Raw genomic sequence first — 14,491 nt, forward strand, 5'->3', positions numbered from 1 at the left:
CGTGCGGCGAGGTGCCGTGCCGAGTGCCCCGCAGTAGGCGTTGGATCACCAGACAGGACCTAAGAAACGCGGGCTGTCTCAGGGGCTGGGTAGGGGGAATCCGGGAGACCGAGATTCCGCCAGACGAACCGTGGGACCCGGGCCAGGAACCCGCGGAGGAACTCCGAACTGTGTGCGATCGCGGGCTGGCTGTGCTCCCCCGGCGAGAACCAGGCCCATTCCTCCTCGATCCGGAACGAGGCCGGCGGGTTGGCCATCAGGTACTCCATCTGGCGCGGGTGGATCACGTCGTACGCGAACTTGGTGTCCTGCGCGTGCACCGCGAACTGCCGGTTGAAGGCCTCGCTCTCGAAGCTGATCCCACCGCCGAACCCCTTCCGGCCGACCTCCAGCCGCGGCATCCGGATCGGCAGCTGGAACCCGAGGATCGGCTCGCTGTGGTTCTCGGTCACGGTCCGGGTCTGCGTCCGGCCCTCGCTGTCGGTGTACGACTCGGTCCGCGTCGTCTTCCAGTGGTGGGTGAACGCGACGAACGGCGGCCCGTCGCCGTCCCGGCCACGGATGACCTCGCTGGTGTTGTGATCGTGACCGCTGCGCGTCACCGGCGTGAACTCCAGCAGGCTGTCGTCGACGCCGATCCACCACCAATCCGGGTGGTGGTAGAACGTCAGCCGCGGCTGCGGCTCCGGCTGGATCCAGCGGTCGAGCGGCGCCGCGTCGATCGCCGCCGCGACGGCACCGAGCTGCTCCAGCCAGGCGGCGAGCAGGTCGGGCTTCTCCCGCGGCGGGTTCAGGACGACGAGCTGGTCGCTGTCGATGCTGACGTTCAGCCCCGGCAGGCCTGCGGCCATCGCGGAGAGCTGCGAACACACCTGCGGATTCAGCAGCTCCGCCGCGAAGTCCGGCTCCAGCGCACCGGCCTGCCAGCCCGGCCCGAGCTGCGGCGGAGCGGGTACGGCGTGCGCGAGGACGCCGTACCGCGGTCGGGTGTCGCCGCCTGTCAGCCAGAACTCGGGGAGCCGGCGCGACAACGTCACCATGCCGACCCAGCCCGACCAGTGCGACGTGCTGTACTCGATCACCTGGAACGGCCGGCCGGCCGCGGTCAGGCCGGTGATCTGGTCGTCGGGCTTCCGGACGAAACCGATCCCGAACGGCGGATTGTTCAGCCGGGCGACGGCCTCGAACGTCGGGCTGTTGACGAAGTTCCACCCGCGCTGCCGGAGCGAGTCGATGTACCGCTGCCGGCGTACGAGCGCGACGATGCCCCAGGTGAGTCCGGCCGCGAACAGCACGATCACGACCACCACGAAGAGCTTCACCGCGCCCACGATAGCCGCGTGAAGGATCAGCCGAGAGCGCCCGGAAGCGGCTCGGCATGGATGATCTGGAGCCGGCTGACGGCGCGGGTGAGGACGACGTACAGGCGGTGCAGGCCGCGGGCCTCGGCGGCCACGATGTGGGCGGGCTCGGCGACGATGACCGCGTCGAACTCGAGGCCCTTCGCGAGCGTTGCCGGTACGCAGACCAGCCGGACGGTGTCGATCTCGTCCTCGGTTTCGCCGATCAGCGCGACCTCGAGACCCGCGGCGGCGATCGCGTCCCGCAGCGCGGCCACCTGGTCGTCGGCGGCGATGAGTGCGACCGAGCCTTCGCCTGCAAGCGCGGTCTTGCACGCGGCGATGACCTCGTCAGCCAGCGTCGACTCGCCGGCCGCGACGACGCTCAACGCGTCGGCGACGGTCCGGACTCCGGTCGGCGTACGCAGCGTCGGAGCGATCTCGGGCAGCAGCTTGGCGGCGAAGTTGATGATCTGCTCGGGCACGCGGAACCCGCGGTCGAGCTCGGCGACCACGCCGTCGCTCTTGCCGAGATGACCGAGCACCTGGTCCCACGGCCCGGCGGCCCAGGCCGTCGTCGCCTGCGCCAGATCGCCGAGCACCGTGGCCGAGCCCGTCCGGCATCGGCGACCCAAGGCCCGCAGCTGCATCGCCGACAGATCCTGCGCCTCGTCCAGGACGAGATGACCGAGTGATCCGGTGCGCCGCTCGATCAGGTCCTCGAGCTCGTCGAGCAGCACACTGTCGGCGAACGACCACTTCGCCGACTTCCACGACCGGGCCGGCTTGCTCCACAGCAACGCCGTACGCTCCTCGTCGGTCAGCGTCGGGGCGACCTGGGCCAGGAAGTCCGCGTCCGAGAAGAGGCGGTGCAGGACCTGCTCGGGTGCGACCCGGGGCCAGACCGAGTCGAGCACGTCCTTCACCGGCTTCGAGCGGGCGACGGCGTTCTGCACGCGGTCGTCCGGTGACTCCGCGCGCTCCTCCATCCGGACCAGTACGACGTGTGCGATCCGCTGGGCGAGCGCGTTCCGGCCGGGTGCGTACCGGGTCGACTCCCGCAGGTCCGACACGATGTCGACGACCTCGTAGTCGTGTACCCGGTAGCGCCGGGATCCCTTGCTGTAAAGGACTCCCTCGGTCGGCGTACCGACGTACGACCACAGCGCACGCCGCAGAACGTCGGCCATCCGGGCATCGCCCTTCAGCCGCTCGGCCTCCGCGTCGTCGACGGCCGCGGTCGGGCGGGTCACCAGCTCGTCGATGGTGATCTGCCGTACGTCGACCTCGCCGAGCGCGGGCAGGACCTTGCGGATGTAGGACAGGAACGAGCGGTTCGGGCCGACGATCACGACGCCGCCGCGGCCGAGCCGTTCGCGTTCTGTGTAGAGCAGGTAGGCGACCCGGTGCAGGCCGACCGCGGTCTTCCCGGTGCCGGGCGCGCCCTGCACGCAGACGCTCGGATGTAGCGGCGCGCGGACCAGGTCGTCCTGCTCGGGCTGGATCGTGGCCACGATGTCGCGCATCGGTCCGGTGCGCGGCCGCTCGATCTCGGCCCGCAGGAAGGCATCCGCCTGGTCCGTCTCGGCCACGGCTGTCAGCGACTCGTCCTCGAAGCCGGTCAGGTCGGCGTGGTCCGAGAACCCGTAGCGACGGCGCATCAGCACCCGCTGCCGGTCGCTCTGGGTCGCCCGGTAGAACGGCACCGACACCGGTGCGCGCCAGTCGATCACCAGCGGTACGCCGCTGCCGTCGTGCACATGCCGGCGGCCGATGTAGATCTGGTCGAGGTCGGGGATCGTGCCGTGCTCGTAGTCGAGCCGGCCGAAGAACAGCGGTACGTCGGGCAGGTCGAGGAGCGCGTGGGTCCGCATCTCCTTGGCCCGCTGGTTGGCCTCGTTGGTGAAGCGTTCGTCGTTGTCCTCGCCGCCGATGATCTGGACCTCGCGGTCCACGACCTCGGCGTACATCCGATGGAGAGCGATTTGGGCAGTGGTCAGGAAGGCGCGTTCGGCCTCGAGTTCGGCTGCGGCCATGCGAGAGAGCCTCGAATCGTGAGCTGGGTCCCGCCCCGGAGCAGATCCATCCGGTTCGATTCGATCCCGAAAAGACAGGCTGGCGACGTTACCAGCGGTCGCGGTCGCCTGCCACCGAATTAACCGCGCAGCCAGCCCGGCACGTCGTCACGGGGAAACTCGGCCAGCTCGGCCGCGTAGATACCTTCGTCGACAGGGATCGACCAGGCCGGCCGGTTGTCGTAGTCGAAGTCCGTCGAGAAATGGCCGTCCGCCGTCACGGTGATCGTCGCCGTCAGCCAGGTGCCCTTGCCCGGCTGGTACATCACCCGCCGCAGCTCCTCGAAGTCGTCCTCGAGCCCTTCGGGCAGCGGATCCAGCTGCGCCGAGTCGACGGTCGCGTCCAGCTCGGCGTACGACGTCGTCCCGCGGTACACCGCGGACACCTCACGCCAGCCGGGCGACAGGTCGGCGGTCAGGGCGCGGGCGATCCTGTCGATGGTGCCGATCTCGCTCATTCGTATCCCCGGGACGGCTGCGGTCTGGTCTCCCTGAAGATACGCCGCGGTGATCGCTTGCCTTCGGCATGGTCGGTGACGGACCGGCTGGACGGCCGGCGCGTGGTCCGGTCCGGGTGGTGCACGTCGATCGCGGCATGGACCGGGATTCCCGCGGCCCGCTTGGCCCGCCAGACGTCCTCCATCCGGCGCCAGTTGCTGCTGCCCTTGACCGCCCGGTTCTGGGTGCGGGACTGGGCGGTCAGGTTGATCGACTCCCCCGGGCCTTCGAACATCGCGGCGAACAGGTGCCCACCGTCATCGGTCGCCTGCCGGTCCGGCTCCCCCGCCTCGAGCTGGGCGTCCAGGTTGCGATGCTTCTCGTTCTCCTCCGTGCCCGGCCGCCATCCCAGCCAGCCCTCGCCGTGGACGACCCGGCCGCGCGGGTCGGTGATCAGCAGGTACCGGTCGTCGATGCGGTAGACCGTCGACGGCCGCGGGTTCATCAGCTCGTCGTTCCAGTCGTCGACCTGGCCCGACTTCTCGTCCAGGACCGGCAGACCGGCGTACTTCGCGGGCACCTTCGGGGGTTGTGCGGGCCCGTAACCGACCGCGCGGACGTCGGCCGGATGAGCAGGTTGCTCGATCCGGGCCGACGCCCGCGCATCAGTCATGGGGAGTTTCTACCCCATCAAGGTGTCTCAGCCGTCACTCTCGTTGGCCGGGATCACCGCACCCGGTACGTCGTTCGGCGCGACGATCTTGGTCTCACCGGGGTACGGCGTGGACCAGTTGTGCGCCTCGTACCAGTCGAAGTGGTTCATCTGGGCCGGGTTCGCGTAGTCGGCCTTCGCGTTCGGACCGGTGGTGCGCTGCTGGTCCTTCCACGCCGACCAGGTCGCCGCCATCGGCGCCATCGCGGCCGGAACCGTTGCCGTCGGCACCGGTGCGACGTTCGGGTTCTGCGCCGCCGGCACATCCGCGCCGCAGGTCGGCAGCGGGTTCACGCCGCCGGTCAGCGACGTCCGGTTCGGGACCGCGGTGAACGGCGTGTAGTTCGGCTTGCTGGTGAACGCGCCGAACATCGGGGTGGCCGCGGTGTCCTTCTGGTTCATCGGATGGATCCCGAGGATCTGCTCGATGGTCCGCATCATCATGATCTGCGTGTAGTAGTGGCTGTCGACCGCGCCGTGCTGGGCGTACGGGCTGATGATCTGGATCGGCGCCCGGTGACCGTCGACGTGGTCGAGACCTGCCTGCGAGTCGTCCTCGACGATGAAGATCGCCGAGTCCTTCCAGTACTTGCTGTGGGTGATCTCGTCCACGGTCCGGCCGACGGCCAGGTCGTTGTCGGCCACCTGCGCCGGGCCGTTCGCGGTCCCGCCGGTGTGGTCGTTGGAGTACCAGAACATGTTCAGGTTGGCCGGACCGTTCTTCTCGAAGTCCTGCTTCCAGATCTGTTCCTTGTAGACGTCCGGAACGCTGGTGTCGAACAGCGGGAAGCCCGGTACCGAGACCTTGTTCAGCGACGGGATCGCCGAGCCGACCTGGATCGGGTACTTCGTCGCGGCACCGGTCGACTCCATCGTCTTGGTGTCGCAGTACAGGTTCTGCCAGGTCGCTCCGGCCGGCTTCTGCTCGATCGACTGGAACTCGCCGTAGTCCTTGACCGTCTTGCCGGCCGCCTGCGCGCCGGTCCAGATGAAACCGCTCTTCTGGTGGCCGAGGGCATCGTTCTCGGTGTCGTAGCTGCGCAGGTACTCACCGGCCGAGGACTCGGTGTACTCCGGGTTGTCGGCCTGCATCAGCCAGTTGTGACCCTCGGCGGAGTTCGTGCCGACGTCGTAGGTGTTGTCGTACAGCCCGAACTGCTTGGCCAGCGCGTGCTGGTTCGGCGTCACGTTCTCGCCGTACTGCGCGAGCGCCGGGTCGCCGTTGCCCTCGGGGATGTCGCCGTACACCTGGTCGTAGGTGCGGTTCTCCTTGACCAGCAGGAAGACGTGCTTGATCGTCGACGGGTCGCCGAGCTTGGCCGGGACCGGCACCGGCTGGCGGTGACCCTTGTCGGTCGCGAGCTGCGCCGAGCCCTTGGTCCAGCCGTTCTGCTCGAAGACCTGGCCGGTGTACTGCTTCTGGATGGCGTGGTCGTCGGGCAGCCGGAACTTGGTCAGGCTCGACGTGGTGTCGTGCGTGCCGCGACCGGCGGCGGTGGTGTCACGGCGAGCGTCGATGCCGCGGGTGTTCGACACCACGATGTCCTTGCCCACCTGGGCGAGCTCGGCCGGGAAGTAGTCGGTCGGCAGCAGGCCGACGTAGCTGACCGGCTCCAGCGCGTTCTTGAACTTGTACACCGCAACCGCGTTGGCGCGGCCGAGCGACACCAGCAGGTGGCCGTCGTCGGTCAGCGTGATGCCGTCCGGCTCGTAGCCGACCGAGGCCTCCGGCCACGGCTGGGTGGCGATGGTCTGGGTGACCTTGCCGCGCCGGGTGTCGATCACCGAGACGGTGTTGCTGGAGGTGTTCGCGACGAACACGTTGCCGTTCTTGGCGTACACCGCCGTCGGGTGCAGACCCACCGGGATGCTGCCCACTGCGGCCGCCGGGTCCTTCAGGTCGATCACGCTGACCGTACCGGTCGTGGTGATCGAGTTCTGGTTCGCGACGACCGGCGTGCCGTAGGAGTCGAGCGTCGTATCGCCGGCCTTCGCGGTCCGGCCACCCTCGTTGCTCACGTACAGCTTGTCGCCGACCATGACCATGCCGCGCGGGGCGTTGCCGGTCGCCCAGCTCTGCTTGATCGCGCCGGTCGCGGTGTCGATGGCAACGACCCGGTTCTGGCCGTTGACCGCGGCGTACGCAGTCGAGCTGTCGGCAGAGAACACCACCGCGGCCGCCAGTGAGTGCTTGGCGCCGTCGGCCGCGATCGGCACGAACGTCGGGTTCGTCAGCGTGCCGTCCGAATTCACGGTGAACTTCCGGTAACCGTCGGTCTGCCCCAGCCAGACCTGCTGACCGTCCGGCGAGTACGTCGGACCTTCCTGACCGATGTCGTTGCCGGGGATCTTCAGGTCGGCGGCGGCGTTGTTGCCGATGTACTGCTGGACCTTCCAGTTCTTCAGGTCGACGATCGCCAGCGCCATTCCGCCGTCGGTCACCCCTGCGGCCAGATGGCTGCCGTCCGGACTGACCGTGGACGACATGATCTTGCCCTTCTGGAGGACGAGACGGTCGCCGATCGGCTTGATGTACTGGTCGGAGGAGATGACCTGGCCCTTGTCGGTGACCTGTCCGACCTGGTCGTGACCGAAGCCGGTTGTCGAGGCGACCGCGGTGCCTGCGAGGGCCACAGCAACAGCCGTAGTGCCTGCTGTTACCAGTGGTACTCTGCGCCGGAGGCGACTCGACGAGCCCTTTTCGTCACGCCTGCGGCGGCGTGTTACCTGCATGGGAGCTATCCCTTCGGGTTGGTCTTACTTGGCAGGTAGCAGTTCGATATTGCCGTCGAACTGCCACAGTGGGTTCGGTTCGTCTCCCGATGGGGTCCGGACCAGGAAGAAGCCGTTCACTTCTTTCGGTCCGTCCCCGTCGGACACGTACCGACCGAGTGGGTTGATGTCGAGCTGGTAGATCGCCGAGCCGGCGGCCTGCACCCCCGGGATGTGCCAGCTCACGACGCACCGCCAGTCGTTGCCGGGCCCCTGCGCGGCGACCTGGTCGCCGCCCTTGGTGCACTCGGCCGCGCTCTGCAGCTGCTCCTCGGTGACATCGGCCCGATTGAGCTGCTTGGTCTGCAGGCGGTAGAGATGTGCGAACTCGGTCGCGACGGCCTTCTGCACCTTGTCCTGATCGATGCCCGAACCGAAGCCGCTCACCGGAGCGATGACCGCGGTGCTGACGACGAGGAGACCGACGAGCGGCAGCAGGCCCGCGGTCATCGCCAGCCGGCCGGAGCCGTCGTGCGTCGGATTGGTGAAGTCACGCCGTACGAAGAGGAAGTAGGCCAGGCCGGTCGCGACGATCGCCCAGACCAGGCTGACCCCGACTCCGATCAGCAACGGGCCAAGCTGGGCCGGGCTGGTGAAGAGGCCGTTCCAGCTGATGAAGGCGTAGCCGGGAAGTGCGAGGCGGAATGCGACCGGGACCGGCAGCTGCTGGACGATCTGCATCGCCAGGGCGACCACTGCCGGGAGCAGCAGGCCCATGGGTGATCGGCCGAGTGCGACCGAGCCGAGCAAGCCGATCGCAGCGAGGGCCAGTGTCGGCGCGAGTGCGCACAGCCAGGCGAGCAGGACCCTTCCGGCCGCATCACCGGGAGACAGCAGATGCCCGTCGAGGCCGATCAGCTCACGGCTGCCGACCACAAGCAGGCCGCTGACCGTGCTGGACACGACCAGCCCGATCACCAGCACGAGGATGACAGTCAGGCTGGAGAGCGCCTTCGAGACGAAGATCCTGCGGGGCGAGCGGACTGCCACCAGCAGGTGCCGCCAGGTGCCGAGTCGGTCCTCGGATGCGAAGACGTCACCGGCGATCAGTGAAGTGAGCAGCGGCAGCGCCCACGATCCGGAAAACCCAAGTAGCACAAGCGGTCCGGTCCAGCCGGTGGCGTGCATCCAGCGGCCGAACAGGGTGTCGACCGGGAGCGAGGCCTGCTGGCTGACGATGGCGACGAAGACCGCGGGCGCCAGCCAGCAGGCGACGATCAGGATGCGGACCCGCCATTGCGAGAGCAGTTTGACGAGCTCGAATCGGTAGCCGCGGACTACTGAGACCTCGCGCGCGACAGGCGCGTCGACGGTGGCGGCGGTGGCCGTCATCAGTTGTTCTCCTGCTGCTCGGTGAGGGCGAGGAACGCGGCTTCGAGAGGTGAGACGACCGGTGCCAGCTCGCGGACGGCGATGTCGTCCTGGACGAGTCGTTTCACGAACTCGTCCAGCGCCGGGATCGTGGCCGAGATGACCAGCAACTCGACACCGTCCTTGACGGTCTCGTCGTCGCGCAGCCGGATCCCGTTCGTCCGGCGGGCGATCCGGCGAGCATTCGCCGGGTTCGAGGTGAGCACGCGGTACTCGAGCTCGCTGTCCTCGGACGCCAGCTTGCTGATGGGTCCCGAGAATGCGACACGTCCGGTCGACAGGATCGTCACGTCGGAGCACAGTTGCTCGACGTCGTCCATCCGGTGGCTCGACAGCATCACCGCAGTACCGTCCGCGGCCAAACGGGTGAGTACGCCGTACACGTGCTTCTTGCCGGCTGGGTCGAGACCGTTGGAGGGCTCATCCAGGATCAGCAGCCGGGGCTTGGTGAGGAGGGCCGCGGCGAGGCCGAGGCGCTGGCGCATGCCGAGCGAGAAGCCGCGGACGCGGTCGTCGGCCACATCGGTGAGGCCGACCTGGGCGATCGCATCGTCGATGTTCATCGTCTGCGTCTCATCGCCCCGCAAAGCGGCGAGGGCGGCAAGGTTCTGTTTGGCGGTCATCGACGGGTAGAGGCCGGGGCCGTCGACGAAGCCGGCAACACCTACAGGTACGGCGAGGGCGCGGCCGACCGGCGTACCGAGGATTTCGAGCGTGCCGCGGTCGGCGACGGCGAGACCGAGCAGCAGGCCGAGGAGCGTCGTCTTGCCGGCCCCGTTGGGTCCGACCACTCCATGGATCTGGCCTGGTGCGACGTCGAGGTCGACGCCGTCGAGCGCGACGACCTCACCGAAGTACTTGGTGATTCCGCGGGCACGGACAGCGGGCGGTGTGTCCATGGTGAATACATTAGAAAGCAATGTACGGTCAGGTGAAGACCGAAGGTAAACAAATGGCGAACTGAATGCGGATCTTGTTGCCGAACCTCTCAGCGGCCTGTCAGCGGACTCTCACCGGCGCTCGTCCTGAGGCACGTAGTGGAAGGTCGGGCCGGCCGTCGTGTGATCGTTCTCGCTCAGTTGCATGAGTTTGAGGGCCTCGGCCTTGAGCGCGAACATCGCGCGGACCGAGTCGCGGATCAGCGTCGGATCGCCGGTGAACGCCTGCTCCAGAAGGTACAGCAGCGTGCAGTAGGAGTCGTCGAACTCCTCTTGTGCGGCACGGATCTGGGCGTTGTCCGAGCGGTGCGGGTTCGGCTGCATCGGGGACACTCCGGCCGGGTCCAGCGTGATCGGCTCGCCGGTCGGACCGGACTCCGGGGTGTCGCCGCGCTGGTAGCGCCGGCCGAGCTTCAGCTCCATGAACCGGTAGTAGTGCGCGACCTCGTCGCGGTCCGGATGGAAGATGTCGTGGTCGCCGTCCCAGACCTCACCGCGCGACGTGCCCTCACCCTGTTCGACGATCTCTTCCAGAGCGGCCAGCGCCGACTTCAGATCCGTGACGGGCTGCAATGTGCCGCCGGTGTGGTGGAACGGGCCCGCAGTCACCTGCCGGGCGGGATCGCCGGAGAAGACCTTGTCCTCGCCGAGCAGGTCGCACAGGTACCGCAGGCCGTCCTCGATGGCGTCGTAGAACTGCCCGATCGTCTCGTAGTGGTCGCTCTCCGCCGGTGAGCCCGGTGCCTCCGGCTTCTCGAGCCGCAGGAACATCTCCAGCGCATCCGGCCCGAATGGCAGCAGCGACAGCTCGACCTCACCGTGCGGCAGCCGACGTGGATATCCCGGCAGCATGCCCGGGTAGTCCAGCCGCGGTTCGCCGCCGACGGCGTTCATCAGGTTGGACGCCAGCGACAGGTGGATCATCTCTTCGACGAACACGCTGCTCACGAGTTCGACGGCATCCGGGTTCCGCACCGGGTCCAGCGAGTACAGGGCACACAGGTACGGCGGGAGCGTGGCGTGCTCGAGCTCGATCGCCCACTGCAGGTGCTGGTGAAGACTGTCGATCGTCGCGATGTGCTGGTTCATATCTAGTGAGACAGGACAACGGCATCGCGTGTGACCGTCACAGCTGACCCGGCTGATCGGTCTTCCCAGGGACCGTGGTGGTCGAATACCCGGCCGGACCAGGAGATGTTCGTGCTCGTCCCGGAGGACGAACTCCTTGCGCGCGCGGACCGACGGGCTCAGCGGTAGGCGCGGGCCTGCAGTTCGAAGAGTTCGGCGTACCGGCCGCCGGCTGCGAGCAGGTCGGGGTGGGTGCCGAACTCTTCGACCCGGCCGTCGTGCATGACGACGATCAGGTCGGCCATCCGCACGGTCGAGAACCGGTGCGAGACGAGGACAGTGATCCCACCGGTCTCGGCCGCGGCGATCTTCGCGGCCTCGGCGTACTGCTCGTAGAGCCTGTGCTCGGCCTCCGGGTCGAGCGCGGCTGTCGGCTCGTCGAGCAGTAGCAACAGCGGGCGTTCGCGCATGAACGCGCGCGCCAGCGCAAGCCGTTGCCATTGCCCGCCGGACAGCTCGACGCCATCGGTGAACTTCTTGCCCAGTTGGCTGTCCAGCCCGTGCGGCAAGCCGGCGATCACCGACTCCGCATCACCGCGCAGGATCGCCGTGTGTACGGCGTCCTCGTCACCGGCCCGCGCCACGTCGCCGATCGCGACGACCTCCCGCGCGGTCAGCTCGAACTTCACGAAGTCCTGGAACCCGGCCGAGAGCTGCGATCGCCACTCGTCCGGCTGGATGGTCGCCAGGTCCTCGCCGTCGACCAGGATGCTTCCGGTCGTCGGGTCGTACATCCGCGCGAGCAGCTTGACCAGGGTCGTCTTGCCGGCGCCGTTCTCCCCCACCAGCGCGACCGCCGCACCGGCCGGCAGCGTCAGGCTGATGTTGCTGAGGACCGCGGATTCCGAACCAGGGTAGGAGAATCCGACGTTCCGCAGTTCGATGCCGGAGGTGATTCGCTCCGGAGCGGGCGCCGCGCTGGAACGCCACGAGTTCTGCTTCGCGTACTCGCGCAGCCAGTCGTACCGGCCGAAGCTGCGCACGACCTCGCCGACCCAGTACACGTTCTGCGCGATACCGCCGGTCATCTGGTCGACCTGTGGCGCGAGAAGCAGTACGAGCACGACGTCGCCCGCCGTGGCCTGCCCGTTCCGCGCCCGTGCGATCACCCAAACGATCGCCGCGGCGTACGCGAGACCGAACACGAGCCGCACCGATCCGTCGACCTTGCCGCCCCAGCGGGCAGCTGCGACCCGGCGCTGGAATCGCTCGGTCTGCAAGGCGAAGATCCTGTCCAGCAAGACCTTCCCGAGCCCGAACACCCGCAGCTCGAGACCGGTCCGCGGATCCTTCGCCACCTCGATCAGCCGGTCGACCAGACGCTCCTGCGGCAGCGAGTCCTCCCAGGCCTTCTGCTGCCGCGTGCTGCTCAGGTACGCCGACCAGATGCGAGCGCCGCCGAGCAGCGGGAGGACGAGCAGCAGCGGATGCACCGACCCGAGCAGCGTCAACACTGTCGCGGTGTTGGTCACCGTGGCGAAGGCCCACAACAGCACCTCCGCGCCGACGCCCATCCGCCACGCGCGCTCACGCACCAGCTCGAGCCGATCGGCGACATCGGGCCGCTCGTGATGTGACAGCCCCGGGATCCCGGTCGTCACGTCCAGCAGGTCAGCGTGCACCCGACCGGCCATCCGCTCCTGCGCGGTGTCCTGCAGCGGCCACCCCAGTCCGTCCGCCACGAACGAGACCGCGAGGCCGCCGACGATGATGCCGATACCCAAGGCGATCGTGCTCGAGTCGTCCGACGCGATGCCGTCGACGAGCCGGCTCACGCCGTACGTCTGGGTCGGTGCGGTGATGGCGCGGGCCGCGACGAGCACTGCCGAGATCGTCATCAGCCCGGGCGCAGCACGGAACGACGTACTCAGCCAGAGCCAGAGGATGCGGAACGTCTTAGGCATCGACGGCCTCCGGTCCGGTCACGTAGCGCTCTGCCTGCAGCCGGAACATCCCGGCATACTCCCCGTCTTCGGCGAGGAGCTCCTCGTGCGTCCCGTCTTCGACGATGCGCCCCCCGGACAGCACGCAGATCCGGTTGGCATTGCGGACCACCGAGAACCGGTGCGAGATGATCAACGACGCCACGCCGGAGGTCAGCTCGAGATACCGCTCGACCAGCTCGGCCTCGGCGCGTACGTCGAGCGCCGCCGCCGGCTCGTCCAGCACCAGCACTCCCGCGCCGGCATGTACCGCGAACAACGCCCGGGCCAGCGCGACCCGCTGCCATTCACCGCCGGACAGGTCGACGCCGCCGTCGAACGTCTTGTCCAGCACGGTGTCCCAGCCCTTCGGCAGCCCGCGGACGACGTTGTCGATCCCGGACTCGCGGGCCACCCTGGCCAACGTCAGCTCATCCCCCGCACGCTCGACCGCACCGAACACGACGTTGTCCGTGACCGAGAGTGGGAACCGCAGGAAGTCCTGCACGATCGCCGCCACCCGCCGCTGCCAGGCCGCGAGATCGAGCTCCGCGAGATCCACACCGTCGACGAGGATCCGGCCGCTCGTCGGCTTGTATGCGCCACCGAGCAGCTTCACCAGCGTGGACTTCCCGGCGCCGTTGATGCCGACGAGCGCGAGCGCCTCGTGCGCGTGCAGCGTGAGGTCGAGGCCGCGCAGTACGTCGACCTCCGACCCCGGGTAGCGGAAGCTGACGTTCTCGAAGCGGATCTCGCGGGCCGGCATCGTCTCGATCCGGTGCTTCGTCTCCGCGACCGGCTCCGGATGACGGTCGGCGATGGTCTGCGGCAGGTCCCGCATCGCGCGGTACGCCGAGAGTCCGCGGCGGACCTGGACCACGCCGTACCCGTTGTTGGACTGACCGATCGCGAGGATCGCGGGCAATGTGGTCGCGACCTGGGTCAGGGGCAGCGAGCCGTCCAACGCCGCGCGGCCGACGGCCAGGATCGCGATGCCGTTGGCGATCAGGTGCACGCCGCCGATCAGGATCGAGAACTTCACGTTCTTGCCGCGACGCTTCCACACCTCGCGATAGCCGGCCGTCCACTCGCGGACATACCGCTCGACGAGCCAGTTGTGCAGGCCGAAGACGCGCAGCTCCTTCGGGGCGTCGCGCATGCCCAGGTTGAACGCGTAGTTCGCGCGCCGCTGCTCCTCCGTGTTACCCCACCAGGTGTCGATCTCGCGCTCGACCAGGCGGCCGCCGTACCACTCGAGCAGCAGGGACATCGCGACCAGCATGGCGGCGACCCACCAGGCGAACATCGCGCCGACGATCACCGCCGAGCCGATCAGCGTGATCCGGCTGGCGACCAGGTACGGCAGTTGGCTCATGCCCTGGGCGAGGTGGAATCCGCCTTTGCCCTTCGCACGTTCCTGCACGTCCAGGACTTCGGCGTCTTCCAAGTGCTGCACGCGACGCGGACGCAGCAGCGGCTCGGTGATACCGGTGCCGATCGCGCGGACCATGCCGGCGTCCATCGTCAGCGAGGCGACCTGCTGCAGCGCCGGTGTCAGGCTGTCGATGACGAAGACCGCGAGCAAACCGCCGAGCAGCCAGCTGAACTCCTCGAGCGACATCGCGTCGGAGCGTCCGTCGATCACCCCCGGAACCGCCCCGACGACCCGCCCGGTCAGCAACGTGACCGCCATCCCCAGCAGCGAGCCGAGGACAGCCAGACCCATCGTCAGAAGGGTGCTTCCAGGTGCAACACGTACGCCGTAGCGAAGCAGAGTCAGCACTCGACCGACCGT

The 14,491-nt window shown here is 68.3% G+C and carries 10 protein-coding genes; all 10 read right to left on the bottom strand.

Going from position 1 to position 14,491, the window contains the following annotated elements:
* Window positions 1-59: 59 nt before the first annotated feature.
* Window positions 60-1,322 carry a hypothetical protein gene (locus OHA10_RS34120; protein WP_371402896.1) on the bottom strand — a complete coding sequence of 421 codons (1,263 nt, stop codon included), beginning with the start codon at window positions 1,320-1,322 and terminating at the stop codon, window positions 60-62.
* A 26-nt stretch (window positions 1,323-1,348) separates the two neighbouring features.
* Window positions 1,349-3,376 (bottom strand): AAA family ATPase, encoded by a 2,028-nt coding sequence (locus OHA10_RS34125; protein WP_371402897.1) that lies wholly within the window; start codon window positions 3,374-3,376, stop codon window positions 1,349-1,351.
* Between the two features lie 119 nt (window positions 3,377-3,495).
* Window positions 3,496-3,873 carry a hypothetical protein gene (locus OHA10_RS34130; RefSeq protein ID WP_371402898.1) on the bottom strand — a complete coding sequence of 126 codons (378 nt, stop codon included), beginning with the start codon at window positions 3,871-3,873 and terminating at the stop codon, window positions 3,496-3,498.
* Window positions 3,870-4,526, bottom strand: coding sequence for a DNA/RNA non-specific endonuclease (locus tag OHA10_RS34135; protein WP_371402899.1), 657 nt, complete (start codon window positions 4,524-4,526; stop codon window positions 3,870-3,872). Before OHA10_RS34135 ends, OHA10_RS34130 begins: the two co-directional genes overlap by 4 nt.
* A 27-nt stretch (window positions 4,527-4,553) precedes the next feature.
* Window positions 4,554-7,199: an alkaline phosphatase family protein gene (locus OHA10_RS34140; protein ID WP_371402900.1), complete on the bottom strand. Its 2,646-nt coding sequence runs from the start codon at window positions 7,197-7,199 to the stop codon at window positions 4,554-4,556.
* A 123-nt stretch (window positions 7,200-7,322) separates the two neighbouring features.
* Window positions 7,323-8,669, bottom strand: a complete 1,347-nt coding sequence (locus OHA10_RS34145; RefSeq protein WP_371402901.1) for an ABC transporter permease — start codon at window positions 8,667-8,669, stop codon at window positions 7,323-7,325.
* Complete coding sequence (locus OHA10_RS34150) at window positions 8,669-9,607, bottom strand: ABC transporter ATP-binding protein (RefSeq protein ID WP_371402902.1); 939 nt, start codon at window positions 9,605-9,607, stop codon at window positions 8,669-8,671. The genes OHA10_RS34145 and OHA10_RS34150 overlap by 1 nt, the downstream gene beginning before the upstream one ends.
* A 111-nt stretch (window positions 9,608-9,718) precedes the next feature.
* Entirely contained in the window at window positions 9,719-10,735 is a 1,017-nt protein-coding gene (locus OHA10_RS34155; protein WP_371402903.1) for a ferritin-like protein, read from the bottom strand.
* 158 nt (window positions 10,736-10,893) lie between these two features.
* Window positions 10,894-12,678 (bottom strand): ABC transporter ATP-binding protein, encoded by a 1,785-nt coding sequence (locus tag OHA10_RS34160; protein WP_371402904.1) that lies wholly within the window; start codon window positions 12,676-12,678, stop codon window positions 10,894-10,896.
* Window positions 12,671-14,422 carry an ABC transporter ATP-binding protein gene (locus tag OHA10_RS34165; RefSeq protein WP_371402905.1) on the bottom strand — a complete coding sequence of 584 codons (1,752 nt, stop codon included), beginning with the start codon at window positions 14,420-14,422 and terminating at the stop codon, window positions 12,671-12,673. Before OHA10_RS34165 ends, OHA10_RS34160 begins: the two co-directional genes overlap by 8 nt.
* Between the last annotated feature and the right edge of the window lie 69 nt (window positions 14,423-14,491).

It is taken from the genome of Kribbella sp. NBC_00662 (assembly GCF_041430295.1).
Taxonomy (GTDB): domain Bacteria; phylum Actinomycetota; class Actinomycetes; order Propionibacteriales; family Kribbellaceae; genus Kribbella.

What these genes read in the sequence shown, in the direction of transcription:
- OHA10_RS34125 (WP_371402897.1), bottom strand. Translation starts at nt 3,376, where the DNA reads ATGGCCGCAGCCGAACTCGAGGCCGAACGCGCCTTCCTGACCACTGCC.
- OHA10_RS34130 (WP_371402898.1), bottom strand. Translation starts at nt 3,873, where the DNA reads ATGAGCGAGATCGGCACCATCGACAGGATCGCCCGCGCCCTGACCGCC.
- OHA10_RS34135 (WP_371402899.1), bottom strand. Translation starts at nt 4,526, where the DNA reads ATGACTGATGCGCGGGCGTCGGCCCGGATCGAGCAACCTGCTCATCCG.
- OHA10_RS34145 (WP_371402901.1), bottom strand. Translation starts at nt 8,669, where the DNA reads ATGACGGCCACCGCCGCCACCGTCGACGCGCCTGTCGCGCGCGAGGTC.
- OHA10_RS34150 (WP_371402902.1), bottom strand. Translation starts at nt 9,607, where the DNA reads ATGGACACACCGCCCGCTGTCCGTGCCCGCGGAATCACCAAGTACTTC.
- OHA10_RS34155 (WP_371402903.1), bottom strand. Translation starts at nt 10,735, where the DNA reads ATGAACCAGCACATCGCGACGATCGACAGTCTTCACCAGCACCTGCAG.
- OHA10_RS34160 (WP_371402904.1), bottom strand. Translation starts at nt 12,678, where the DNA reads ATGCCTAAGACGTTCCGCATCCTCTGGCTCTGGCTGAGTACGTCGTTC.
- OHA10_RS34165 (WP_371402905.1), bottom strand. Translation starts at nt 14,422, where the DNA reads ATGGGTCTGGCTGTCCTCGGCTCGCTGCTGGGGATGGCGGTCACGTTG.